Source organism: Zestomonas insulae (genome assembly GCF_016901015.1).
Classification (GTDB): domain Bacteria; phylum Pseudomonadota; class Gammaproteobacteria; order Pseudomonadales; family Pseudomonadaceae; genus Aquipseudomonas; species Aquipseudomonas insulae.
This window is the reverse complement of record NZ_JAFEUP010000001.1, coordinates 883,205-905,924: the sequence shown is the minus strand read 5'-3', so window position 1 is coordinate 905,924 and position 22,720 is coordinate 883,205. Positions and strand designations below refer to the sequence as shown.

Here is a 22,720-nt window from a genome sequence, read left to right as displayed (position 1 = left end):
CTGTCGTCGGCCCGCCGGGCCTTCTGTGGTAGTCTTCGTCCATCCGCAACACCCACCCGTCGCTCGACAGGAGTACCCATGCGCGTGACCCGAATTCTCGCTGCCGCCGCCTTCGGCCTGGCCAGCACCGTGACCCTTGCCGCTGACCCGGACCAGGCGATTCGCAGCACCCTGAAAACCCTGCAACCCGACCTGCCGATCGAAGCCATCGCGGAAAGCCCGATGAGCGGCATCTACCAGGTCCACCTCAAGGGCGGGCGTCAGCTGTACGCCAGCGCCGACGGCCAGTACCTGATGCAGGGCTACCTCTACCAGTTCAAGGATGGCCAGGCGGTCAACCTCACCGAGCAGGCGGAAAGCAAAGGCATCGCCAAGGAAATCAACGCGATTCCGACTTCCGAGATGGTGGTCTTCGCGCCGAAGGAGCCGAAGGCGCACATCACCGTGTTCACCGATACCGACTGCGGCTACTGCCAGAAGCTGCACAGCGAAGTGGCCGAGCTCAACCGTCGTGGCATCGAAGTGCGCTACGTGGCGTTCCCGCGTCAGGGCATCGACAGCCACGGCTACAACACCCTGGTCAGCGTGTGGTGCGCGAAGGACCGTCAGGCGGCGATGAACATGGCCAAGTCGCGCGAAGAACTGCCGGCGGCCAAGTGCGACAACCCGGTGGCCAAGCAGTACGCGCTGGGCCAGACCATCGGTGTGCAGGGCACCCCGGCGATCGTGCTCGGCAATGGCCAGATGATTCCTGGCTACCAGCCGGCGCCGCAACTCGCCAAACTGGCGCTTGAGGCCAAGTAATTCGCGGCTTGCAGCCGATTGACTAATAGGGAGCCGCTTCGTAAGGTGCGGCTCCTTCAGAATTCACGGCCGGGCATCGCTCGGCCGTTTTACGCAGTGCAGATGGGGAGTCGAGTGTGAAACCGGTCAAAGTTGGCATCTGTGGGCTGGGTACCGTCGGTGGCGGTACCTTCAACGTGCTCAAGCGCAACGCCGAGGAAATCGCGCGGCGTGCCGGGCGTGGCATCGAAGTGGCGCAGATTGCCCTGCGTTCGCAGAACCCGCAGTGCGACATTACCGGCACCCCGATTACCAACGATGTCTTCGCGGTGGCCAGCAACCCGGACATCGATGTGGTCATCGAGCTGATCGGCGGCTACACCATTGCCCGTGACCTGGTGCTGCAAGCTATCGACAACGGCAAGCACGTGGTCACCGCCAACAAGGCGCTGATCGCCGTGCACGGCAACGAAATCTTCGCCAAGGCGCGCGAGAAGGGCGTCATCGTTGCCTTCGAAGCCGCCGTGGCTGGTGGCATCCCGGTGATCAAGGCGATCCGCGAGGGTCTGGCCGGCAACCGCATCAACTGGCTGGCCGGCATCATCAACGGTACTGGCAACTTCATCTTGAGCGAAATGCGCGAGAAAGGCCGTGCCTTCGACGACGTGCTCAAGGAAGCCCAGGCACTCGGCTACGCCGAAGCCGATCCGACCTTCGACGTCGAGGGTATCGACGCTGCGCACAAGCTGACCATCCTCGCCTCGATCGCCTTCGGCATTCCGCTGCAGTTCGACAAGGCCTACACCGAAGGCATCAGCAAACTGACCAGTGCCGACGTCAACTACGCCGAAGCGCTGGGCTACCGCATCAAGCACCTCGGCGTAGCGCGGCGCACCGACGCCGGCATCGAGCTGCGTGTGCACCCGACGCTGATCCCCGCCGACCGCCTGATCGCCAACGTCAACGGCGTGATGAACGCGGTAATGGTCAATGGCGATGCTGCCGGATCGACGCTGTTCTACGGCGCTGGCGCCGGCATGGAGCCGACCGCCTCGTCGGTGGTTGCCGACCTGGTCGACGTGGTCCGTGCACTGACCACCGACCCGGAAAACCGCGTGCCGCACCTGGCGTTCCAGCCGGACGCGCTGTCCGATCACCCGATCCTCGCCATCGAGGCCTGCGAGAGCGCCTATTACCTGCGCATCCAGGCCAAGGATCACCCGGGCGTGCTGGCCCAGGTGGCGAGCATTCTCTCCGAGCGCGGGATCAACATCGAGTCGATCATGCAGAAGGAAGCCGAGGAGCACGATGGCCTGGTGCCGATGATCCTGGTCACCCATCGCGTGCGCGAGGCGCAGATCAACGAAGCGATCAGCGCCCTGGAAGCACTCAACGACGTGGTCGGCAGTGTCGTCCGTCTCCGCGTCGAGCAACTGGTCTGAGGTAGAAAGTCATGCGTTATATCAGTACCCGCGGCCAGGCCCCGGCGCTCAATTTCGAAGACGTGCTGCTGGCCGGCCTGGCCAGCGACGGCGGCCTGTATGTGCCGGAAAACCTGCCACGCTTCACCGTCGAGGAGATCGCCTCCTGGGCCGGCCTGCCGTACCACGAGCTGGCCTTCCGGGTGATGCGTCCGTTCGTCGCCGGCAGCATCGCCGATGCCGATTTCAAGAAGATTCTCGAAGAGACCTACGGGGTGTTCGCCCACAACGCCGTGGCGCCGCTGCGCCAGCTGAACGGCAACGAGTGGGTGCTCGAGCTGTTCCACGGCCCGACCCTGGCGTTCAAGGACTTCGCCCTGCAACTGCTCGGCCGCCTGCTCGACCATGTGCTGAGCAAGCGCAACGAGCGCGTGGTGATCATGGGCGCCACCTCCGGTGACACCGGCTCGGCGGCCATCGAAGGCTGCAAGGCCTGCGAGCATGTGGACATTTTCATCATGCACCCGCACAACCGGGTGTCCGAAGTGCAGCGCCGGCAGATGACCACCATCCTCGGCGAGAACATCCACAACATCGCCATCGAAGGCAACTTCGACGACTGCCAGGAGATGGTCAAGGCCAGCTTCGCCGACCAGAGCTTCCTCAAGGGCACCCGGCTGGTGGCGGTCAACTCGATCAACTGGGCGCGGATCATGGCCCAGATCGTCTACTACTTCCACGCCGCGCTGCAGCTCGGCGGTCCGGCGCGTTCGGTGGCCTTCTCGGTGCCAACCGGCAACTTCGGCGACATTTTCGCCGGTTACTTGGCGCGCAACATGGGCCTGCCGATCAGCCAGCTGATCGTCGCCACCAACCGCAACGACATCCTGCACCGCTTCATGAGCGGCAATCAGTACGTCAAGGACACCCTGCACCCGACCCTGTCGCCGTCGATGGACATCATGGTTTCGTCCAACTTCGAGCGCCTGCTGTTCGACCTGCACGGCCGCAACGGCGCGGCGATTGCCGAGCTGATGGACACCTTCAAGCAGGGTGGCGGTTTCAGCGTCGAAGAAGAGCGCTGGACCGAGGCGCGCAAGCTGTTCGACTCGCTGGCGGTGAACGACGAGGAAACCTGCGAGACCATCGCCGAGGTGTACCAGGAGTGCGGTGAGCTGCTCGACCCGCACACCGCGATCGGCGTGCGCGCCGCGCGCGAGTGCCGGCGCAGCCTGGCCATCCCGATGGTCACCCTGGGCACCGCGCACCCGGTCAAGTTCCCCGAGGCGGTGGAGAAGGCCGGTGTCGGCCAGGCCCCGCAACTGCCGCCGCACCTAGCTGACCTGTTCCAGCGCGACGAGCGCTGCACCGTGCTGGCCAACGACCTGAAGACCGTACAGGGCTTCGTCAGCGCCCACGGCAACCGCGGCAAGCCGCTATAAGGCGGGCGATGCGACGAGAAAGGCCGGCAGCGATGCCGGCCTTTTTCATTTCCGCGATCCGAGGATCACGCAGGCACTCTTGTCGAAGCCGCCGACGTAGGGGTTGCCCCAACCCATCACGCAGCCGATGCGCTGGTTGCGCTGGCGCTCCCAGGACTCCACCGGGTACTGGCGATGCCAGGCTTCGTACAGCTGGCGACTCTGCTTGGACAGGCGCAGCTGGTAGTGCTGGCTCATGTACAGGTAGGTGCGCGCAATCATCCCGCGCACCTGCTTGCGCGGCATCGCCAGCTTGGCCTTGAAGTCCACCACCACCGGGCAGGCGCCGTACTGACTGGGCGCCTGTGGCAGCCAGCCGTAGGCGAAGTTACCGCGATCGCCGTTGATCTCGCCGATGCCCGGGACCAGGTTGTGCAGGTCGGCCTCGGCGCGCTGGTAGACCTTGTCGTGGCGCGTGCAGTTCTTGCGTCCACCCTGTTGCCAGCACTGGCGCTGATGGCCGATCTGCCAGGCCGGCACGATGTGCTCCCACTCGATGCGCGCGGCGCGCTGGGCGTTCTTGCGCGGTACGTAGCCACAGCTGCCGAGGTCGACACGATTGCCCTGGTATTTGCAGCCGCAGTAGAACTCCACCGATTGCCGGCTATACAGCTTCCAGCCGATCTTTTTGGCTTCGCTGAAGGTGCGTGGCGGTTGGGCGAGGGCGCTGCTGGCGCAGAGCAGGAGCAGGACGGCGAGGGTACGGCTGACGCGCATGCGGAGAGGTCCAAAAGCGCCGCATCATAGCGAGATAGAGCGCTTTGCCAAGACTGGCAAGGTGCTGGCCAGCGGTGGCCAAGGGCCGTCTTGGCGGCCTCAGGGCTGGATGCCGTGACGCTTCAGCAACTGCGCCAGCTCGCCGGTGGCCTTGAGTTCGCCGATCGCCTGGTTGATCTGCGGCAGCAGGTGCACCGCCGGCGAGCGGCGCGACAGGCCCAGGTGGTAGCTGCTTTCCAGATACGGGCGCGCGGCGTGCACGATGTGGCCCTTGAATGCCGGCTGCTGGTTCAGCTCCTGGGCGGTCAGGTCGATGGCCAGGAAGGCGTCGACACGGCCGAGGAGGGCCATCTGGAACAGCTGCTGCACCGACACCACCTCGACCACCTGCAGCGGCAGCTCGCGGCGCGCACGGTCGAACTCCTCGCCGTAGTTGTGGCCGATGACGATGCCGATCAGCAGCCCCTGCAGGTCGCGCCATTCGCTGAACTCGATGGGTAGCGGCCGTTCGACGTTGTAGTAGAGGTAGCCGCGCTTGCTCAGCACCGGCTCGGAGAACACCAGGAAGCCGGCGCGCTCCTCGTTGCTGCTGATCAGCGTCACGCCGTCCTTTTCGCCACGCTGCAGCTTCTGCATCAGGCGTTGCTGCGGCAGCAACTCGAGGTCGGTGCTGCGCTCGAGGCGTTGGCCGATCAGCTGGAGCAGCTCGTAGGACAGGCCCTTGCTGGCCATGCCGTGGGCTTCCTGGGTAAATGGCGGCCAGTTGGCTTCCTCGGCGAAGTGCAGCGGGGCATCGGCGGGCATCTCCGCCGGCAGCTCGAGGCTGCCGCACAGGCTGAGGTAGAGCAGGGCGGCCAGCGGCAGCGAGGTCAGTTTATGCATCGGCAATCCGTTCCGAGTGGCGAGATTCAGAGCGCGCCGGCGGCGCGCAGGTCGGCGATGTCCGCGGCGCTGTAGCCGAGGGCGGCGAGCACCTCGGCGTTGTGCTCACCCAGCCCCGGGCCGATCCACTCGCTGCTGCCGGGCGTCGCCGACAGTTTGGGAACGATGCCGGGCATCTTGAACGGCCGGCCATCCGGCAGCTTGGCGGAGAGGAACATCTCGCGGGCGAGGAATTGCGGGTCGCTGAACATGTCCTCGGTGGAGTAGATGCGGCTGGCCGGCACTTCGGCGTTGCCGAGCACCTCGAGCACCTGGGCCAGCGGCAAGGCGCGCGCCCAGCGGTCGATCACCCCGTACAGCTCATCGCGGCGCGCGTCGCGGCCGTCGTTGCCGGCCAGCTGCGGATCATCGGCCAGGTCGTGGCGGCCGATCGCCTGCATGAAGCGCTTGAAGATCGCGTCACCGTTGGCGGCGATCTGCACATGCTTGCCGTCGGCGGTGGTGTGCACCGACGACGGCGTGATGCCGGGCATGATGTTGCCGGTGCGCTCGCGGATGAAACCGAACACGTCGAACTCCGGGACCATGCTTTCCATCATCGCGAAGATTGCCTCGTACAGCGCCACGTCGACCACCTGGCCCTGGCCGCCGTTGACCTCGCGGTGCCGCAGCGCCATCAGCGCGCCGATCACCCCCCACAGCGCGGCGATCGAGTCGCCGATGGAAATCCCCGTGCGCACCGGCGGACGGTCCTCGAAACCGGTGATGTAGCGCAGCCCGCCCATCGATTCACCGACCGCGCCGAAGCCCGGCTGGTCCTTCATCGGTCCGCTCTGGCCGAAGCCGGACAGGCGCACCATCACCAGCTTGGGGTTCAGCGCATGCAGCACGTCCCAGCCGAGGCCGAGCTTTTCCAGCACGCCGGGGCGGAAGTTCTCGATCAGCACGTCGGCCTCGGCGAGCAGCTTCTTCAGCACCTCGCGGCCGCGTTCGTGCTTGAGGTTGAGGGTCAGCGACTTTTTGTTGCGCGCCTGCACGAACCACCACAGCGAGGTGCCCTCGTAGAGCTTGCGCCACTTGCGCAACGGGTCGCCGCCATCGGGTGATTCGACCTTGATCACATCGGCGCCGAACTCGGCGCAAATGCGCGCGGCGAAGGGGCCGGCGATCAAGGTGCCGAGCTCGATCACTTTCAGCCCGGCGAGGGGTTTGGCGCTGTCCATCGGTCATTCCATGCGGCAGGGGAGTGTCACGACTCTAGCGCGCGGCCGACGACGAGAACAGCACGGCGCACGAACTGGCTGGCTGGCGAAGACGCGGCATGCCACGTAGAGTGAAGTCATCTGCCCGACGCCAGTCGTTCTGCCTTGACCATGCCCAAGCGCACCGCTGTCTCCCGTTGCATCGCCGCCCCCTCGGCCCGGGGGCTGTCATGCAACTGAACGTTCAGACCCTGGTGGTCATGGATATCTACACCCTGCTGCTGGTCGGCGTGCTGATGCTGCACGCCTGGACCCGCGGCCGCCGCGAGGCGACCCTCGGCTACCTGGCAGCGGCGCTGCTGATCGGCACGCTCGGCACGGTACTCGGCAGCCTGCGCGGCCTGGGCATCGACGTGGTGCCGCTGGTGCTCGGCAACGTGCTGCTGCATTTGAGCGCAGCGCTCACCTGGACCGCGCTGCGGGTGTTCACCGGCCGGCGCATCCATTGGCCGGGCGTGGTCGCCGGCATGGTGGTCTGGCTGCTGCTGTGCCTGCTGCCACCGTTCTACGAGTCGCTGGCGCTACGCGTGCTGGTCGGCTCGCTGACCATGGCGGCGTACGCCGTGCTCGGCGCATTCGAGCTGTGGCGCAGCCGGGCGCAGCTGGAAGTGGACTATCGGCCGGCGCTGGTGCTGCTGCTGTTCCATGGCGGGTTCTATTCGGTGCGTGCGGTGTTCGACCGCGGCATGCCGTTCGATACGATCAACCAGGACAACGCGTTCTTCGCCGTGCTGGTGCTGGAGACCCTGCTGTACGCCATCGGCATCGCCTTCGTCTGCCTGGCGATGGTCAAGGAGCGCGCCGAGCTGAGCTACAAGCGCGCCTCGCTGCGCGATCCGCTGACCGGCATCGGCAACCGCCGCGCGTTCATCGATTCCGCCGAACAGATGCTGGTCGGCTGCGCGCGCCTGCAGCGCCCGGCGGTGCTGCTGCTCTGTGACCTCGACTACTTCAAGCGCCTCAACGACAGCTTCGGCCACGCGGTGGGCGATCAGGCGCTCGCCGCGTTCAGCCAGATCCTCAGCAGCCGCACCCGCCAGAACGACGTCTGCGCGCGGATCGGCGGCGAGGAATTCGCCTGCCTGCTCACCGACGCCGACCACGGCGTGGCGCTGGTGCTCGCCGAGCGGGTGCGCCGCGAGTTCGCCGAGCTGCCGTTCGTCGCCGGCGCGCAGCTCAGCGTGAGCATCGGCATCGCCGATGCCTACCAGGCCGACTTCGAGCTGACCCGCCTGCTGTCGCTGGCCGATCAGGCGCTGTACGCGGCCAAGGCGGCGGGGCGCAACCGGGTCGAGGTCTACCGCGCGACCTCCTGAGCATTGCGGCGGGCTGTGGGCGATCAATTCGGGGTAGACTGGCGCCCCTTCCGCATCGTCAAAGAAGCCTGCCCATGGCCCTGCAAGCCACGCCTTATAAAGTCGAAATCAACCTCACCGATATGGACCGCAGCGTCTACGAGACCCTGCGCTTCACCGTGGCCAAGCACCCCTCGGAAACCGAAGAACGCCTGGCCGTACGCCTGATCGCCTATGTGCTGTGGTACGGCGAGCAGCTGAGCTTCGGCCGCGGCCTGTCGGACGTCGACGAGCCGGCGCTGTGGGAAAAAAGCCTCGATGACCGCGTGCTGCACTGGATCGAAGTCGGCCAGCCGGACGCCGATCGCATCACCTGGTGCTCGCGCCGCACCGAACGCTTCAGCCTGGTGGCCTACGGCAGCCTGCGCGTGTGGCAGACCAAGGTGCTCGACAGCGTGCGCCAGCTGAAGAACATCAACGTGGTGGCGGTTGACCAGGACGCCCTCGAGCACCTGGCCGTCGACCTGCCGCGCTCGATCAACTGGAGTGTGATGATCAGCGACGGCGTGTTGTTCGTCACCGACGAGCGCGGCCAGCACGAGATTCCGCTGGAGTGGCTGCACGGCGAGCGCTGAGCGCCCGTCAGCTGAGCTTCGCCACGCCACCCGCTACCGAATTCGACGAAAGAACCCGCATGCGCATCGAGTCCCGCCCGCTACCCGCTCAACTGCCCGATCTCGGCAACCTGCCGCCCCTGCTGACCCGCCTGTACGCCGCGCGCGGCGTGCAGTCCGCCGCCGAACTGGACAAGGGCCTGGCGCGGCTGATCCCGTATCAGCAGCTGAAGGGCATCGAGGCGGCGGTCGATCTGCTGGTCACGGCGCTGCAGCAGCGCCAGCGCATCCTCATCGTTGGCGACTTCGATGCCGACGGCGCCACCGCCAGCTCGGTCGGCGTGCTCGGCCTGCGCATGCTCGGCGCGGCGGCGGTCGACTACCTGGTGCCGAACCGTTTCGAGTACGGCTACGGCCTGACCCCGGAGATCGTCGCGGTGGCGCTGGGTCGCCAGCCCGACCTGCTGATCACCGTCGACAACGGCATCTCCAGCGTCGACGGCGTGGCGGCGGCCAAGGCGGCCGGGCTGCAGGTACTGGTCACCGACCACCACCTGCCCGGTCCGGAACTGCCGGCGGCGGACGCCATCGTGAATCCCAACCAGCCCGGTTGCGACTTCCCGAGCAAGGCGCTGGCCGGTGTCGGGGTGATCTTCTACGTGCTGCTGGCGCTGCGTGCGCGGTTGCGTGAGCTCGGCTGGTTCGCCAGCGGGCGCGCCGCCGAGCCGCGTCCGGCCGAACCGAACCTCGGCGAGCTGCTCGACCTGGTGGCGCTGGGCAGCGTCGCCGACGTGGTGCCGCTCGACGCCAACAACCGCATCCTCGTTCACCAGGGCCTGGCGCGCATCCGCGCCGGCCGCGCACGCCCCGGCCTGCGGGCGATCCTCGAAGTGGCCGGCAAGCAGCACGGGCGCATCACCTCCACCGACCTCGGTTTCATCCTCGGCCCGCGCCTCAACGCGGCCGGGCGCCTGGACGACATGAGCCTGGGCATCGAATGCCTGCTCTGCGATGACGAGCCGCTGGCCCGCGACATGGCGGTGCAGCTCGACCAGCTCAACCAGGACCGCAAGGCCATCGAGCAGGGCATGCAGCGTGAGGCGCTGGCCCAGCTCAAGGACCTGCCGGTGGAAGACCTGCCGTTCGGCCTGTGCCTGTTCGAGGCGGATTGGCACCAGGGGGTGATCGGCATCCTCGCCTCGCGCCTCAAGGAGCGCTACCACCGCCCGGCGATCGCCTTCGCCGACGCCGGTGACGGACTGCTCAAGGGCTCGGCGCGCTCGGTGCCGGGCCTGCACATCCGCGACGCGCTGGATGCGGTGGCGGCCAAGCACCCGGGGCTGATCAGCAAGTTCGGCGGCCACGCCATGGCCGCCGGGTTGTCGCTGCCCCAGGAGCATTTCGGCGCGTTCGCCGCGGCGTTCGACAGCGAAGTGCGCCGCCAGCTCAGCGAGGACGACCTGACCGGGCGGCTGCTCTCCGACGGCGCGCTGGCGGCGGAGGAGTTCCACCTGCCGCTGGCCAAGGAGCTGCGCAACGCCGGGCCGTGGGGTCAGCACTTCCCTGAACCGCTGTTCCACGGCGTGTTCCAGCTGGTGCAGCAGCGCATCGTCGGTGAGCGCCACCTCAAGGTGGTGCTGAAGAGCGAGTGCGGGGCGGTGCAGCTGGACGGCATCGCCTTCGGCGTCGACCGCGAACTGTGGCCGAACCCCACCGTGCGCTGGGTCGAGCTGGCCTACAAGCTCGACGTCAACGAGTTCCGCGGCCAGGAATCGGTGCAACTGCTGATTGCCCATATCGCCCCGCGTTAAGGCGGAAATCCCCGCTGCGCCCCGACCGGTCGGCTGGCTACCTTCGTGGCTAGCCGACAACAACAAGAAGGGCTGCACCATGCACGAGTCGACCATCCGTCCCGCCACCACCGTGCTGTTGCTGCGCCCCGGCGCGGACCCGGCGACGCCACTGGAAGTGTTCATGGTGGTGCGCAACCACCAGATCGACTCGTTCTCCGGCGCCTTGGTGTTTCCCGGCGGCAAGCTCGAGACCGCCGATGCGGCGCCCGGTTTGCGCGACCGCTGCACGCTGGCCGAGGCGCTCGGCGACGACGAACTGACCTTCCGCATCGCCGGCATCCGCGAGGCCTTCGAGGAGTGCGGCGTGCTGCTCGCCCGCCGGCGCGGCGAGACCGAGCTGCTGAGTGCCGCGCAGCTGGGGCCGATCGAGGCGCGCTGGCGCGCCCGGCTGAACGCCAACACGGCCGGCATCGCCGAGCTGGTGGAAGCCGAGGACCTGCTGTTGGCGGTCGACTGCCTGGTGCCGTTCGCCCACTGGATCACCCCGGATTTCGTGCCGAAGCGCTTCGACACCTGGTTCTTCGCCGCGCTGGCGCCGGCCGACCAGCTGGCCCTGCACGACGGTTCGGAGTCGGTCGCCTCGCTGTGGGTGGCGCCGCAGCAGGCGCTCAGCGATGCCGCGGCGGGGCGGCACACCCTGGTGTTCGCCACCGAGCAGAACCTGCGCCTGCTCGCCGAGGCCGACAGCGCGGCGCAGGTGCTGGCGGTGGCCCGCCAGCGGCGCATCGTCGCCGTGCAGCCGTGGCTGGAGGACGTCGACGGCGTGCGCCACCTGCGTATTCCGGCGGACGCCGGCTACGCACCGCAGGCGAGCTGGCGGCTGGGTTGAGTTCAGCCGATTTTGATCCTTTCGATCTACAGGCTTCACTGATAGAGGGCGGCACACTGGCTGCCTCGTCACTGCGCTGAGAGAGGATTTCCCATGGACGCGTTCAAGGATCGGGTACTGGCCGGCAAGGTGGCGTTCGTCGCCGGCGGCTCGAGTGGAATCAACCTCGGCATCGCCGAGTATTTCTCCCACCACGGCGCGCGCGTGGCGTTGCTCAGCCGCAGCCAGGACAAGCTCGACCTGGCGGTCGCCGGCATCCAGGCCGCCGGCGGCGAGGCGCTGGGCATTGCCGCCGACGTGCGCGACTACGCCGCGGTCGAGGCCGCCATTGCCCAGGTGCAGCGCCAGTGGGGCAATCTCGACGTGGTGGTCTCGGGCGCCGCCGGCAACTTCGTCGCCGCCGCGAAGGACATGTCGGCCAACGCCTTCAAGACCGTGGTCGACATCGACCTGCTCGGCACCTTCAACGTGCTGCGTGCGTCCTACGCCTACCTGAATAAACCCGGCGCCTCGCTGATCTCCATCACCGCGCCGCAGGCGGTCAAGCCGCGGGTCTACCAAGCGCATGTGTGCGCCGCGAAGGCCGGTATCAACATGCTCACCCAGTGCCTGGCGATGGAGTGGGGCGTCGACGGCATCCGCGTCAACGCCATCTCGCCGGGGCCGATCAGCGGCACCGAGGGCATGGCGCGACTGGCGCCGACGCCGGAGGCCGAGCACGCGGTGAAGGCGCACCTGGCGCTGCGCGACTACGGCGAGAAGCGCGATATCGCCGACCTGGCGCTGTTCCTCGCCTCGGACAATTCACGCTACATCACCGGCACCATCATCGACTGCGACGGTGGCAGCAAGCTCGGTGACGCCGACCTGCCGCCGCTGCCGCCGCTGCCGCCACGCGGCTGAGCGCGACCGGACGAACGGCGGAAAAACGCCTTGAACCGCCCGGCCTAGCACCAGTCCACTACGAAGATCGCCGGCCCGGCCGGCGATGGTCGCGGAAGGATGTCGGCTGTCTCCCGCTTCAGCCCGCTCTGAACGAGGGACAGCGCCATGCGCACCGCCTCTTCGCACCACCTGCTGCGCTTCCTCCTGCTCGCCCTGTGCGGCGCCCTGTTGCTGGTGCTGGCCGACCGCGCCGGCGCCCGCGATTTCCGGGTCACCCGCGCCGACGACCAGTCCGATGGCGTCTGCAACAGCCAGTGCACCCTGCGCGACGCGGTGATCAGCGCCAACCGCCTGGGCGGCAGCAACCGCATCCTGCTCGCCGCCGGCACCTACACGCTGCAGTTGCCGCCCCCGGGCGGCGAGGACGGGCAGATCTTCGACGAGGACCAGAACGCCAATGGTGACCTCGACATCACCGCCGGCAGCCTCAGCCTGATCGGCGTCGGGACGGCTCAGACGCTGATCGACGGCGGCGGCATCGACCGCATCCTCGAAGTGCTCGGCGGCGCCAGCCTGACCGTGCAGGACCTGACCCTGCGCAACGGCCGTACCTCCACCAACGGCGGCGCCATCGAGAACCTCGGCAGCCTGCTGGTGCGCCGCGTGCTGTTGCAGGACAACCTGGCCTTCGACTCGTTTGGCCGCGGCGAGGGCGGGGCGATCGCCAACAACGGCACGCTCGAGGTGTACAACTCGACGTTCGAGCGCAACCGCGCCGACTTCGGCGACTCGGGGCATGCCTGGGGCGGGGCGATCTTCAATTCGGGCACGCTGCTGGTGCGTGACAGCCTGTTCCGCAACAACATCACCAACGGCGACGACGTGGTCGCCCTCGGCGGGGCGATCTTCAACACCGGCAACGCCGACGTGGCGCGCTGCGCCTTCTTGCTGCACCGCTCGGACGGCCCGGGCATCGTCATCCGCAACGACGGCAACGGCGTGTTCAAGCTGACCAACGTGACGATTTCCGGCAAGAACGCCATCGGCGAGCGCGACAACGATTCCGTGGTCGCCAACGGTTCGTACTTCCCGATGTTCGGCGGCACGCCGAGCATGACCCTGATCAACGTCACCATCGCCGACAACCTGGCGCTCGGCGTGCTCAACTACGGCAACCTGCTGGTGCGCAACAGCCTGATCGCCGGCAATGGCAACGAGTCGATCGGCGTCAGCAACTGCCTGAACGGCCCCGGCGCCACCTACCAGGCGCGCGGCCTGCTGCTCGGCACCGACACCGGCAACTGCACGGCGGACATCCTCACCAACGATGCGGAAACCTTCACCAAGGTGCTCTACCCACTGGCCGACAACAACTCGACCCTGCCGACCCATGCCTTGCGCCCGGCCAGTCCGGCGGTCGACAGCGGCGTGGGTTCCTGCACCAGCCATGATCAGCGCGGCTCCATGCGTCCGCGCGACGGCAACAACGACGGCGTGGCGGCCTGCGACCTCGGTGCCTACGAGCGGCCGGCCAAGCGTTGAGGGGCGGGTTGTCGCGGCCCGCAGCCGCGACAACTTCCGTTAACCGCGAGGGTGGCTTACCAGCCGAGCTGCTTGTTGAAACCGAGGGCGTCGTAGTAGTCGCCCTGGTAGCTGATCTTGCCGTTCTTGATGCGCACGAAGCTGACGCCCTCGAACTTCAGCGGCTTGCCGGTGGCCTTGGTCTCGGCGCTCCAGTCGCCGCTGTTGGTGCCGGCGAACTCCCACTGGAAGGCGATGCCGTCGGCGCTGACGATCGGCTCGCTGGTCATCTTCCAGGTCAGGTCCGGCACCGCGCCGATGAACACCTTGATCACGTTGTCGCGGGCGGCCGCCTTGCCGTTCTGCGGGGTGCCGACGGTGGCGTCGAAATACACCGCGTCGTCGGCCAGGAAGCTGGCGGCCTTGTCGACGTCGTGGGCGTTCCAGGCGGCCATGTAGCCGTCGACGATGGCTTTGGCGTCGGCCGCCTGGGCCAGGCCGGCGAAGGCGCAGAGCAGGATGAAGCTGAGATTACGCACGGTGTTACGCATCGCTTGTTCTCCTGATGATTGAGATCGGTACCGCATTGGCGCAGGACGTTGTAGGAGCGACTTCAGTCGCGATGGCGCGATGCGACAGCACCGAGCCCAGGCCGGGCCTTATGGCCCGGATCGCGAATGAATTCGCTCCTACGCACGACTTCGGGGTTATTGCTCAGTGCTTGATCATCACGTGGCGGATCGCCGTGTAATCCTCCAGGCCGTACATCGACAGGTCCTTGCCGTAGCCGGACAGCTTCATGCCGCCGTGCGGCATCTCGCTGACCAGCATGAAGTGCGTGTTGACCCAGGTGCAGCCGTACTGCAGGCGCGCCGACAGGCGATGGGCGCGGCCGACGTCGCCGGTCCACACCGAGGAGGCCAGGCCGTAGTCGGAGTCGTTGGCCCAGGTCAGTGCCTGTTCCTCGTCATCGAAGCGGGTCACCGAGACCACCGGGGCGAACACCTCGCGGCGGACGATCTCGTCATCCTGCTGGGCGCCGGCCAGCACCGTCGGCTCGAAGAAGAAACCGGCGCCGCTGCCGGCGTTGCCGCCGGTGACCACCTCGATGTGCGACTGCGCCTTGGCGCGTTCGACGAAGCCGGCCACGCGGTCGCGGTGCTGCTGGGTGATCAGCGGGCCGAGCTCGGTGCTCGGGTCGTCCTGCAGGCCGGACTTGAGGCTGCCGACCGCGGCGCCGAGTTCGGCGACGAACTTCTCGTAGATGCCTTTCTGCGCGTAGATGCGGCAGGCGGCGGTGCAGTCCTGCCCGGCGTTGTAGAAGCCGAAGGTGCGGATGCCCTCGACCGCAGCTTCCAGGTCGGCGTCGTCGAAGATGATCACCGGCGCCTTGCCGCCGAGCTCCATGTGCGTGCGCTTCACGCTCGCCGCGGTGCTGGAGATGATGTGCGAGCCGGTCGCCACCGAGCCGGTCAGCGAGACCATGCGCACCTTGCTGTGGGTGACCAGCGGGTTGCCGACGCTGGCGCCGCGACCGAAGACGATGTTGACCACCCCGGCGGGGAACAGCTCGGCGAGGAATTCGGCGAGTTTCAGCGCGCTCAGCGGGGTCTGCTCGGACGGCTTGAGCACCACGGTGTTGCCGGCGGCCAGGGCCGGGGCGAGCTTCCAGGCGGCCATCATCAGCGGGTAGTTCCACGGCGCGATGGAGGCGACCACGCCAATCGGGTCGCGGCGGATCATCGAGGTGTGGCCGGGCAGGTACTCGCCGGCGGCGGAACCGGTCAGGCAGCGGCTGGCGCCGGCGAAGTAGCGGAACACGTCGGCGATCGCCGGGATCTCGTCGTTCAGCGCCGCGGCGTAGGGTTTGCCGCAGTTCTGCGACTCGAGCTTGGCCAGCTCCTCACCGTGCGCCTCAATCTTGTCGGCCAGGCGCAGCAACAGCATGGCGCGGTCCTTCGGCGCGGTCTGCGCCCAGGCCGGGAAGGCCGCCTCGGCGGCGCGCACCGCGGCATCCACCTGCGCTTCGCTGGCCTCGGGAATCTGGATCAGCGCCGCGCCCAGTGCCGGGTTGAGCACCGGTTGCGCGGGGCCTTCACCGGCGACCAGTTGGCCATTGATCAGCAGTTTGGTTTGCATGGCGGGACCTCGTGTTGACGTGTGATGGGTGAGAGGGGGAGGGCTCAGCCCCTCACCCCAGCCCTCTCCCGGAGGGAGAGGGGGTTGATCCGTACGGGGCGCCAGCGACGGCGCCCGAATGAGCGTCCGTAGGATGGATGGGACCGCCCAGATTGAGCTGGGCGAAACCCACGCGTCGCCGATGGGTATCGCTGCGCTCAACCCATCCTACGGTTCTGGCATTGCACTCACTTGCCGCTCCCGGCCACGCCCTCGCCACCCTTGGTCAGGTAGTAGGCGCCGAGGATCGGCAGCATGGTCACCAGCATCACCAGCATGGCCACCACGTTGGTCACCGGCACGTCGCGCGGGCGCGACAGCTGGTTGAGCAGCCACAACGGCAGGGTGCGTTCGTGGCCGGCGGTGAAGGTGGTGACGATGATCTCGTCGAACGACAGGGCGAACGCCAGCATGCCGCCGGCCAGCAGCGCCGAGCCGAGGTTGGGCAGGATGATGTAGCGGAAGGTCTGCCAGCCGTCGGCGCCGAGGTCCATGCTCGCTTCGATCAGGCTGTAGCTGGTGCGGCGGAAGCGGGCGATGACGTTGTTGTAGACGATCACCACGCAGAAGGTCGCGTGGCCGATGACGATGGTCAGCACCCCCGGTTCGATGCCGAGGGTCTTGAACGCTGAGAGCAGGGCGATGCCGGTGATGATGCCGGGCAGGGCGATCGGCAGGATCAGCATCAGCGAGATGCTCTCCTTGCCGAAGAAGTCGCGGCGGTACAGCGCGGCGGCAGCCAGAGTGCCGAGGACCATGGCGATCAGCGTGGCCAGGCAGGCGATCTGCACCGACAGCTCGATGGCCTCGAGCACGTCGGCGCGGGCGAAGGCGACGCTGAACCAGTGCAGGGTGAAGCCCTGCGGCGGGAAGCTGAATGCCGCGTCTTCGGTGTTGAAGGCATAGACGAAGATGATCAGGATCGGGAAGTGCAGGAACACCAGCCCACCCCAGGCCGCCAGCTTGAGGCCCCAGGAAGCGCGCTCCCCCTGATTGTCAGCATTAGAGTGCATCGAAGGCCCCCAGTCGTTTGACGATGGACAGGTAGATGGCGATCAGCACGATCGGCACCAGGGTGAAGGCGGCGGCCATCGGCATGTTGCCGATCGAGCCCTGCTGGGAATACACCATGCTGCCGATGAAGAAGCCGGGCGGACCGATCAGCTGCGGCACGATGAAGTCGCCCAAGGTCAGCGAAAACGTGAAGATCGAGCCGGCGGCGATGCCCGGAATCGACAGCGGCAGAATCACCTGGGTGAAGGTCTGCCGCGGCTTGGCGCCGAGGTCCGCCGAGGCCTGCAGCAGTGACGGCGGCAGGCGCTCCAGCGAGGCCTGGATCGGCAGGATCATGAACGGCAGCCAGATGTAGACGAACACCAGGAAGCGCCCGAGGTGCGAGGTCGACAGGGTGCTGCCGCCGACCCCGGGAATACCGAGGATGAACTGCAGCAGCGGCATCAGGCCGAGGCTGTCGACGAACCACTGCGCCACCCCGCCCTTGGCCAGCAGCAGCGTCCAGGCGTAGGCCTTGACGATGTAGCTGGCCCACATCGGCAGCATCACCGCGATGTAGAAGAACGCCTTGGTCTTGCCGGTGGTGTAGCGCGCCATGTAGTAGGCGATCGGGAAGGCGAGGATGGCGCTGGCGATCGACACCGCCACGGCCATGGTCAGGGTACGCAGGATGATGTCGAAGTTGGCGGCCTGGAACAGCGCGGCGAAGTTGGCCAGCGTCAGGTCCGGGGTCACCGCCATGGTGAAGTCGTCGAAGGTGTAGAAGCCCTGCCAGAGCAGGGTCAGCAGCGAGCCGAGGTAGATCGCGCCGAACCACAGCAGCGGCGGAATCAGCAGCAGCGCCAGGTACAGGTTGGGCTTGCGATACAGCAGGCTGGACAGACGGCGCAGCGGGCCGCCGGTCAGGCTGTCGGCGCTGGCGAGCGAGGTGGACGACATGTCAGGCGCCCTCGGCCGGCGTGTCGCGCAGCGCCACCATGGCTTCGCGCGGCCAGTGGGCGATCACCTGCTGGCCGGTCTCGAACTGGTTGGCGCTGCCGTGCTGCCACTGGTTGTTGGCCTGGCTGACGGCGAGGGTCTGGCCGTTGTCCAGGCGAATCTCGTAGCGGGTCGCGGCGCCCTGGTACTGGATGTCGTGGAGCAGGCCGGCGATTTGCACGTGGTCGCCCTGCGCGCCATCGCCGAAGCGGATGTGCTCGGGGCGGATCGAGAACGGCGCGCTGCTGCCGGCGATGCGCTGCGCCAGCTCGCCGCGCAGCACGTTGGAGGTGCCGACGAACTCGGCGACGAAGGCGGTGGCCGGCTGCATGTACAGATTGCGCGGGGTGTCGACCTGCTCGATGCGGCCCTTGTTGAACACCGCCACGCGGTCGGACATCGACAGCGCCTCGGTCTGGTCGTGGGTGACGAAGATGAAGGTGATGCCCAGTTGGCGCTGCAGCTTCTTCAGCTCGCTCTGCATCTGCTCGCGCAGCTTGAGGTCGAGGGCGCCGAGCGGTTCGTCGAGCAGCAGCACCCGTGGCCGGTTGACCAGCGCCCGGGCCAGGGCCACGCGCTGGCGCTGACCGCCGGACAGCTGTGCCGGCTTGCGCTCGCCGTAGCCACCGAGGGCGACCATGGCCAGCGCTTCCTCGGCGCGCTGGTGGCGTTCGTCCTTGCCGACGCCCTTGACCTTTAGGCCATAGGCGACGTTGTCGCGCACGTTCATGTGCGGGAACAGTGCGTAATCCTGGAATACGGTGTTGACGTCGCGCTGGTAGGGCGCGAGGCCGACGGCTTCGGCGCCGTGGATGCGGATCGAGCCGGCGCTGGGCTGCTCGAAGCCGGCGATCAGGCGCAGGCAGGTGGTCTTGCCCGAGCCGGACGGGCCGAGCATGGAAAAGAACTCACCGTCCTCGATGGCCAGCGACACCCGGTCGACGGCTTTCACGTCGCCAAAGACGCGGGATACCTCGGTGAATTCAACGGCGATGGTCATGTGGAGCTCCGGAAGAACAGTGTGCGGCGGATTGCGTCGGTGGCTGGCGCGTGTTCCCTCGCCCTCTCCCCAGTGGGAGAGGAGAGGGGAGGGAAGGCCCGCGCCGGTTCGCCCGGGTGAGCGTCAGCGCCCGCCCATGATGGCGATGAAGTCCTGCGTCCAGCGGCTGTACGGCACACAGGTGCCCTGGCTCGCGCACTTGGCCTGCGGGGTTTTCCAGAAGGCGATGCGGTCGAACTGTTCGTAGCCGTTGGTGGCGCAGCCGGCCGCGCCGAGCAGCTCGCTGGCCTTGCAGCCCGTCGGCACCGCCGGCACCGAGCCGAACCAGGCGGCCAGGTCGCCCTGCACCTTGGGTTGCAGCGACCAGTCCATCCACTTGTAGGCGCAGTTCGGGTGCTTGGCGTCGGTGTGCAGCATGGTGGTGTCGGCCCAGCCGGTGGCCCCTTCTTTCGGGAACACGGTGGCGATCGGCTGACCTTCGGCCTTCAGTGCGTTGGCCTGGTACGGCCAGGCGCTGGACGCGGCGACGCCTTCGTTCTTGAAGTCGCTCATCTGCACCGTGGTGTCGTGCCAGTAGCGGTGGATCAGGCCGTGCTGCTTGCGCAGCAGGTCGAGCACCGCGGCGTACTGTTTCTCGTTGAGTTCGTAGGGGTCGGTGATGCCCAGGTCAGGCTGGGTGGTCTTCAGGTACAGCGCAGCGTCAGCGACGTAGATCGGCCCGTCATAGGCCTGCACGCGGCCCTTGTTGGGCTTGCCGTCCGGCAGGTTCTGCGCGTCGAACACCACGCTCCAGCTGTCCGGCGCGCTGGGGAACACCTTGGTGTTGTACATCAGCAGGTTCGGCCCCCACTGGTAGGGCGTGCCGTAGGTCTTGCCGTCGACGGTGTACCAGGCGCCGCCCTGCAGGCGCGGGTCGATGGTTTTCCAGTTGGGGATCAAGTCGGGGTTGATCGGCTGCACGCGCTTGCCGTAGATCAGGCGCAGCGACGCGTCGCCGGAGGCGGTGACCAGGTCGTAGCCGCCCTTGGTCATCAGGCTGACCATCTCGTCGGAGGTGGCGGCGGTCTTGACGTTGACCTTGCAGCCGCTGTCCTTCTCGAACTGGGTGACCCAGTCGTAGTTCTTGTCGGTTTCGCCGCGTTCGATGTAGCCGGGCCAGGCGACGATATCCAGGCGACCTTCGCCGGCGCCCACGGCCTTCAGGGGTTCAGCGGCCTGCAGGCCGGCACTGGCAAACAGGCCGGTGGCGAGCGCGCCTAGCAATGCGGTTCTGTGCGCGAACATGGAATTTCCCTCTTCTTTGAGTTGTGGTCGGGGCAGTCAACGTCGTGGTGCTACATCTACTTCTTGTATTGATTAAAGCTCGTTGGCGTGGCGAGCCATGATGTGGCGCACCACGCTGTAGTCCTGCAGCGAATCGCTGGACAGGTCCTTGCCGTAGCCGGAGCGCTTGAGACCGCCGTGCGGCATCTCGCTGACCAGCATGAAATGGCTGTTGATCCAGGTGCAGCCGTACTGCAGGCGCGCGGCGACCTGCATGGCCTTGTCGAGGTTCTGCGTCCACACCGAGGAGGCCAGGCCGTATTCCGAGTCGTTGGCCCAGTCCAGTGCCTGCACCACGCTGTCGCAGCGGGTCACCGTGACCACCGGGCCGAACACCTCGCGTTGGACGATCTCGTCGCTCTGCCGGCAGCCGGCGAGAAGGGTCGGCTGGTAATAGAAGCCCGGCCCGGAATGCACCGCGGCACCGGTGACCCGCTCGATGTGCGGCTGGCCGAGGGCGCGTTCGACGAAGCTGGCCACGCGGTCGCGCTGGCGCTGGCTGATCAGCGGGCCGATCTCGTTGTCGGCGTCGCGCTTGCGGGCGAAGCGCAGGCTGGCCACCGCGTCACCCAGTTCGGCGACCAGGCGATCATGGATGCCTTTTTCGGCGTAGATGCGGCAGGCGGCGGTGCAGTCCTGGCCGGCGTTGTAGTAGCCGTAGCTGCGCACGCCCTCGACCACCGCGGCGAGGTCGGCGTCGTTGCAGACGATCACCGGCGCCTTGCCGCCGAGTTCCAGGTGGGTGCGTTTGAGGGTGCGCGCGGCGGCCTGGAGGATCTTCTGACCGGTGACGATATCGCCGGTCAGCGACACCATGCGCACCTTGGCGTGGCCGACCAGGTGGCTGCCGACCCCGTCACCGCCGCCGCAGAGGATGTTCACCACGCCGGCCGGCAGCAGGTCGGCGAACACCGGGGCGAGGGCGAGGATCGACAGCGGGGTGTGCTCGGACGGCTTGAACACCAGGGTGTTGCCGGCGGCCAGGGCCGGGGCGATCTTCCACGCGGCCATCATCAGCGGGTAGTTCCACGGCGCGATCGAGGCGACCACGCCGACCGGGTCGCGGCGCACCATGCTGGTGTAGCCGGGCAGGTATTCGCCGGCCAACTGGCCGGTCTGGCAGCGCACCGCGCCGGCGAAGAAGCGGAACACGTCGATGGTCGCCGTCAGGTCGTCCTGGCGCGCCAGGTGCAGCGGCTTGCCGCAATTCAGGGCTTCCAGGGCGGCGAGCTGGTCGGCGCGCTGGGCGATGGCATCGGCAATCGCCAGCAGGCGGTCGGCGCGCTGAGCCGGGGTGGTGCGCGACCAGGCCGGGAAGGCGCGGTGCGAGGCGAGGATGGCGCTTTCGATCTGTTCGGCGGAGGCCTCGGCGACCTGGGTCAGGGCTTCGCCGCTGGCCGGGTTGAGGATGGTTTCCGCGGCGCCGGCACCGCTCAGTAGCTGGCCGTCGATCAGCAGGTCGGTTGCGAATTGCAGTGCGGTGCCATCCATCCTGGAGCTCTCACGCAGAGGTGGGCGGTCGGCGGGCCGCAAGGCCGCGGGGCAGGCCGCTGGAGTTCCTGAAGACTAGAGGCGGGTCTGGAGGTCGACAAATTCTAAATTCTGAATGTGCCGTTCGATTAAATAGATGGTCTGCGTCCGTTCGGCTGTTCGCGCGCCACGGTGAGGAACGGGTCGACCAGCGCCGGCCGCGCCGTGCCACGGCGCCAGGCCAGGCCGACGTCGAGGGTCTGGGTCAGGTCGACCAGCGCGCGCGCCTCGATGATGTCGCCCTCCAGCGACCACGGCCGGTAGGTCATGTCCGGCTGGATCGACACGCCGAGCCCGGCCGCAACCAGGCTGCGCACCGCCTCGGTGGAGCCGGTGCGCAGGGTCACCTGCGGTTGCAGGCCGGCGCCGGTCCAGATGCGCTGGGCGTTGAGGCCCATCTCGTCGACGTTGAGCTGGATCAGCGGTTCGCCGGCGACGTCCGCCAGGGCGATGCTGTCCAGTTCCAGCAGTGGGTGCTGCGCCGGCAGCCACAGGCGGTGCGGCGAGTGGGTGAGCACCTCGGTCTGCAGCGCGTGGCGGTCCTCGAGGTTGGAGAGGATCAGCACGCCGACGTCGATCTCGCCGCTGATCAGCAGGTGCTCGATGTACGGCCGCTCGTCCTCCATCACGCGCAGCTCGACGTTCGGGTAGGCGCGCTGGAAGCGGGTCAGCAGGTCGGCCAGGTAGTAGCCGGCGACCAGGCTGGTCACCCCGATGGTCAACTGGCCGGCGACCTGGTCGGTGCTCTGCTGCAGGCTGCGCTTGGCGTTGTCGACAGTGGCGAGGATCAGGTGCGCCTGGCGCAGGAACTGGTGGCCCTGGTGGGTCAGGCTCATGCCCTTGGCGTGGCGGTTGAACAGGCTGACGCCGATGTCCCCTTCGAGCTGCTGGATCGCCAGGGTCAGGCTCGACTGCGAGATGAACACCGCTTGGGCGGCCGCCGAGATCGAACCGCTTTCGGCCACGGCGATGAAGTGGCGGATCTGGCGCAGGGTCATCATGGGTGCGGTTCTTTAGAAGGTGGTTAGAAGGTTTCGTTTTTATAGAACGAAATGCGACCCAGCCGCCACCGCAATATCCGGAAGCACTCTCGACCGGCACCTCGGGGCGTTGCCCGGCTAGAGTCGGGAACGACTTTTCGGCGATCCCAGGAG

The 22,720-nt window shown here is 67.4% G+C and carries 20 protein-coding genes; 9 read left to right on the top strand and 11 right to left on the bottom strand.

Translation table 11 applies throughout. The annotated features are described in order from the left end of the window. Positions 1-78: 78 nt before the first annotated feature. From JQX08_RS04350 to thrC, 3 genes are all read left to right on the top strand, one after another. Positions 79-804, top strand: a complete 726-nt coding sequence (locus JQX08_RS04350; RefSeq protein WP_204915019.1) for a thioredoxin fold domain-containing protein — start codon at positions 79-81, stop codon at positions 802-804. A 116-nt stretch (positions 805-920) separates the two neighbouring features. After that, positions 921-2,225: a homoserine dehydrogenase gene (locus JQX08_RS04345; RefSeq protein WP_204915017.1), complete on the top strand. Its 1,305-nt coding sequence runs from the start codon at positions 921-923 to the stop codon at positions 2,223-2,225. 11 nt (positions 2,226-2,236) lie between these two features. Continuing rightward, a complete protein-coding gene (gene thrC, locus JQX08_RS04340; RefSeq protein WP_204915015.1) occupies positions 2,237-3,646 on the top strand; it encodes a threonine synthase in 1,410 nt (469 codons plus the stop codon). 45 nt (positions 3,647-3,691) lie between these two features. On the opposite strand, the gene JQX08_RS04335 is transcribed toward thrC, so the two are convergent. The 3 genes from JQX08_RS04335 to JQX08_RS04325 all read right to left on the bottom strand — a co-directional run bounded on the left by JQX08_RS04335 (position 3,692) and on the right by JQX08_RS04325 (position 6,507). Then, entirely contained in the window at positions 3,692-4,402 is a 711-nt protein-coding gene (locus JQX08_RS04335) for an endonuclease (protein WP_204915013.1), read from the bottom strand. Positions 4,403-4,501: 99 nt separating this feature from the next. Continuing rightward, positions 4,502-5,284 carry a substrate-binding periplasmic protein gene (locus JQX08_RS04330; protein ID WP_204915010.1) on the bottom strand — a complete coding sequence of 261 codons (783 nt, stop codon included), beginning with the start codon at positions 5,282-5,284 and terminating at the stop codon, positions 4,502-4,504. Between the two features lie 26 nt (positions 5,285-5,310). Beyond that, on the bottom strand, positions 5,311-6,507 hold the full coding sequence (locus JQX08_RS04325; protein WP_204915007.1) for a CaiB/BaiF CoA transferase family protein: 1,197 nt from the start codon (positions 6,505-6,507) through the stop codon (positions 5,311-5,313). Between the two features lie 209 nt (positions 6,508-6,716). Between JQX08_RS04325 and JQX08_RS04320 the strand changes: the two genes are divergently transcribed. The 6 genes from JQX08_RS04320 (at position 6,717) to JQX08_RS04295 (ending at position 13,564) form a co-directional block, all read left to right on the top strand. Beyond that, positions 6,717-7,862, top strand: coding sequence for a GGDEF domain-containing protein (locus tag JQX08_RS04320; protein WP_204915005.1), 1,146 nt, complete (start codon positions 6,717-6,719; stop codon positions 7,860-7,862). A gap of 74 nt (positions 7,863-7,936) precedes the next feature. After that, on the top strand, positions 7,937-8,476 hold the full coding sequence (locus JQX08_RS04315; RefSeq protein ID WP_204915003.1) for a YaeQ family protein: 540 nt from the start codon (positions 7,937-7,939) through the stop codon (positions 8,474-8,476). A gap of 59 nt (positions 8,477-8,535) precedes the next feature. Next, positions 8,536-10,266 carry a single-stranded-DNA-specific exonuclease RecJ gene (recJ, locus tag JQX08_RS04310; RefSeq protein ID WP_204915001.1) on the top strand — a complete coding sequence of 577 codons (1,731 nt, stop codon included), beginning with the start codon at positions 8,536-8,538 and terminating at the stop codon, positions 10,264-10,266. 79 nt (positions 10,267-10,345) lie between these two features. After that, positions 10,346-11,137 carry an NUDIX hydrolase gene (locus JQX08_RS04305; protein ID WP_204914999.1) on the top strand — a complete coding sequence of 264 codons (792 nt, stop codon included), beginning with the start codon at positions 10,346-10,348 and terminating at the stop codon, positions 11,135-11,137. A 93-nt stretch (positions 11,138-11,230) separates the two neighbouring features. Next, positions 11,231-12,040, top strand: coding sequence for an SDR family oxidoreductase (locus tag JQX08_RS04300; protein WP_204914997.1), 810 nt, complete (start codon positions 11,231-11,233; stop codon positions 12,038-12,040). A gap of 147 nt (positions 12,041-12,187) precedes the next feature. Beyond that, a complete protein-coding gene (locus JQX08_RS04295; RefSeq protein WP_204914996.1) occupies positions 12,188-13,564 on the top strand; it encodes a choice-of-anchor Q domain-containing protein in 1,377 nt (458 codons plus the stop codon). Positions 13,565-13,620: 56 nt separating this feature from the next. On the opposite strand, the gene JQX08_RS04290 is transcribed toward JQX08_RS04295, so the two are convergent. The 8 genes from JQX08_RS04290 to JQX08_RS04255 form a co-directional block, all read right to left on the bottom strand. Then, positions 13,621-14,094 (bottom strand): ester cyclase, encoded by a 474-nt coding sequence (locus JQX08_RS04290; protein ID WP_204914994.1) that lies wholly within the window; start codon positions 14,092-14,094, stop codon positions 13,621-13,623. 163 nt (positions 14,095-14,257) lie between these two features. Further along, the gene (locus JQX08_RS04285; protein WP_204914992.1) at positions 14,258-15,682 is read right to left on the bottom strand and encodes a gamma-aminobutyraldehyde dehydrogenase; all 1,425 of its coding nucleotides are present in this window, start codon (positions 15,680-15,682) and stop codon (positions 14,258-14,260) included. Positions 15,683-15,909: 227 nt separating this feature from the next. Further along, a complete protein-coding gene (locus tag JQX08_RS04280) occupies positions 15,910-16,734 on the bottom strand; it encodes an ABC transporter permease (RefSeq protein WP_204914990.1) in 825 nt (274 codons plus the stop codon). Then, complete coding sequence (locus tag JQX08_RS04275) at positions 16,724-17,674, bottom strand: ABC transporter permease (protein WP_204914988.1); 951 nt, start codon at positions 17,672-17,674, stop codon at positions 16,724-16,726. The genes JQX08_RS04280 and JQX08_RS04275 overlap by 11 nt, the downstream gene beginning before the upstream one ends. 1 nt (position 17,675) lies before the next feature. Then, entirely contained in the window at positions 17,676-18,713 is a 1,038-nt protein-coding gene (locus JQX08_RS04270; RefSeq protein WP_204914986.1) for an ABC transporter ATP-binding protein, read from the bottom strand. 123 nt (positions 18,714-18,836) lie between these two features. Continuing rightward, the gene (gene ydcS, locus JQX08_RS04265) at positions 18,837-19,997 is read right to left on the bottom strand and encodes a putative ABC transporter substrate-binding protein YdcS (protein WP_204914984.1); all 1,161 of its coding nucleotides are present in this window, start codon (positions 19,995-19,997) and stop codon (positions 18,837-18,839) included. Positions 19,998-20,069: 72 nt separating this feature from the next. Next, the gene (locus JQX08_RS04260; RefSeq protein ID WP_204914982.1) at positions 20,070-21,527 is read right to left on the bottom strand and encodes a gamma-aminobutyraldehyde dehydrogenase; all 1,458 of its coding nucleotides are present in this window, start codon (positions 21,525-21,527) and stop codon (positions 20,070-20,072) included. Positions 21,528-21,655: 128 nt separating this feature from the next. Continuing rightward, on the bottom strand, positions 21,656-22,567 hold the full coding sequence (locus tag JQX08_RS04255; protein ID WP_204914980.1) for a LysR family transcriptional regulator: 912 nt from the start codon (positions 22,565-22,567) through the stop codon (positions 21,656-21,658). Between the last annotated feature and the right edge of the window lie 153 nt (positions 22,568-22,720).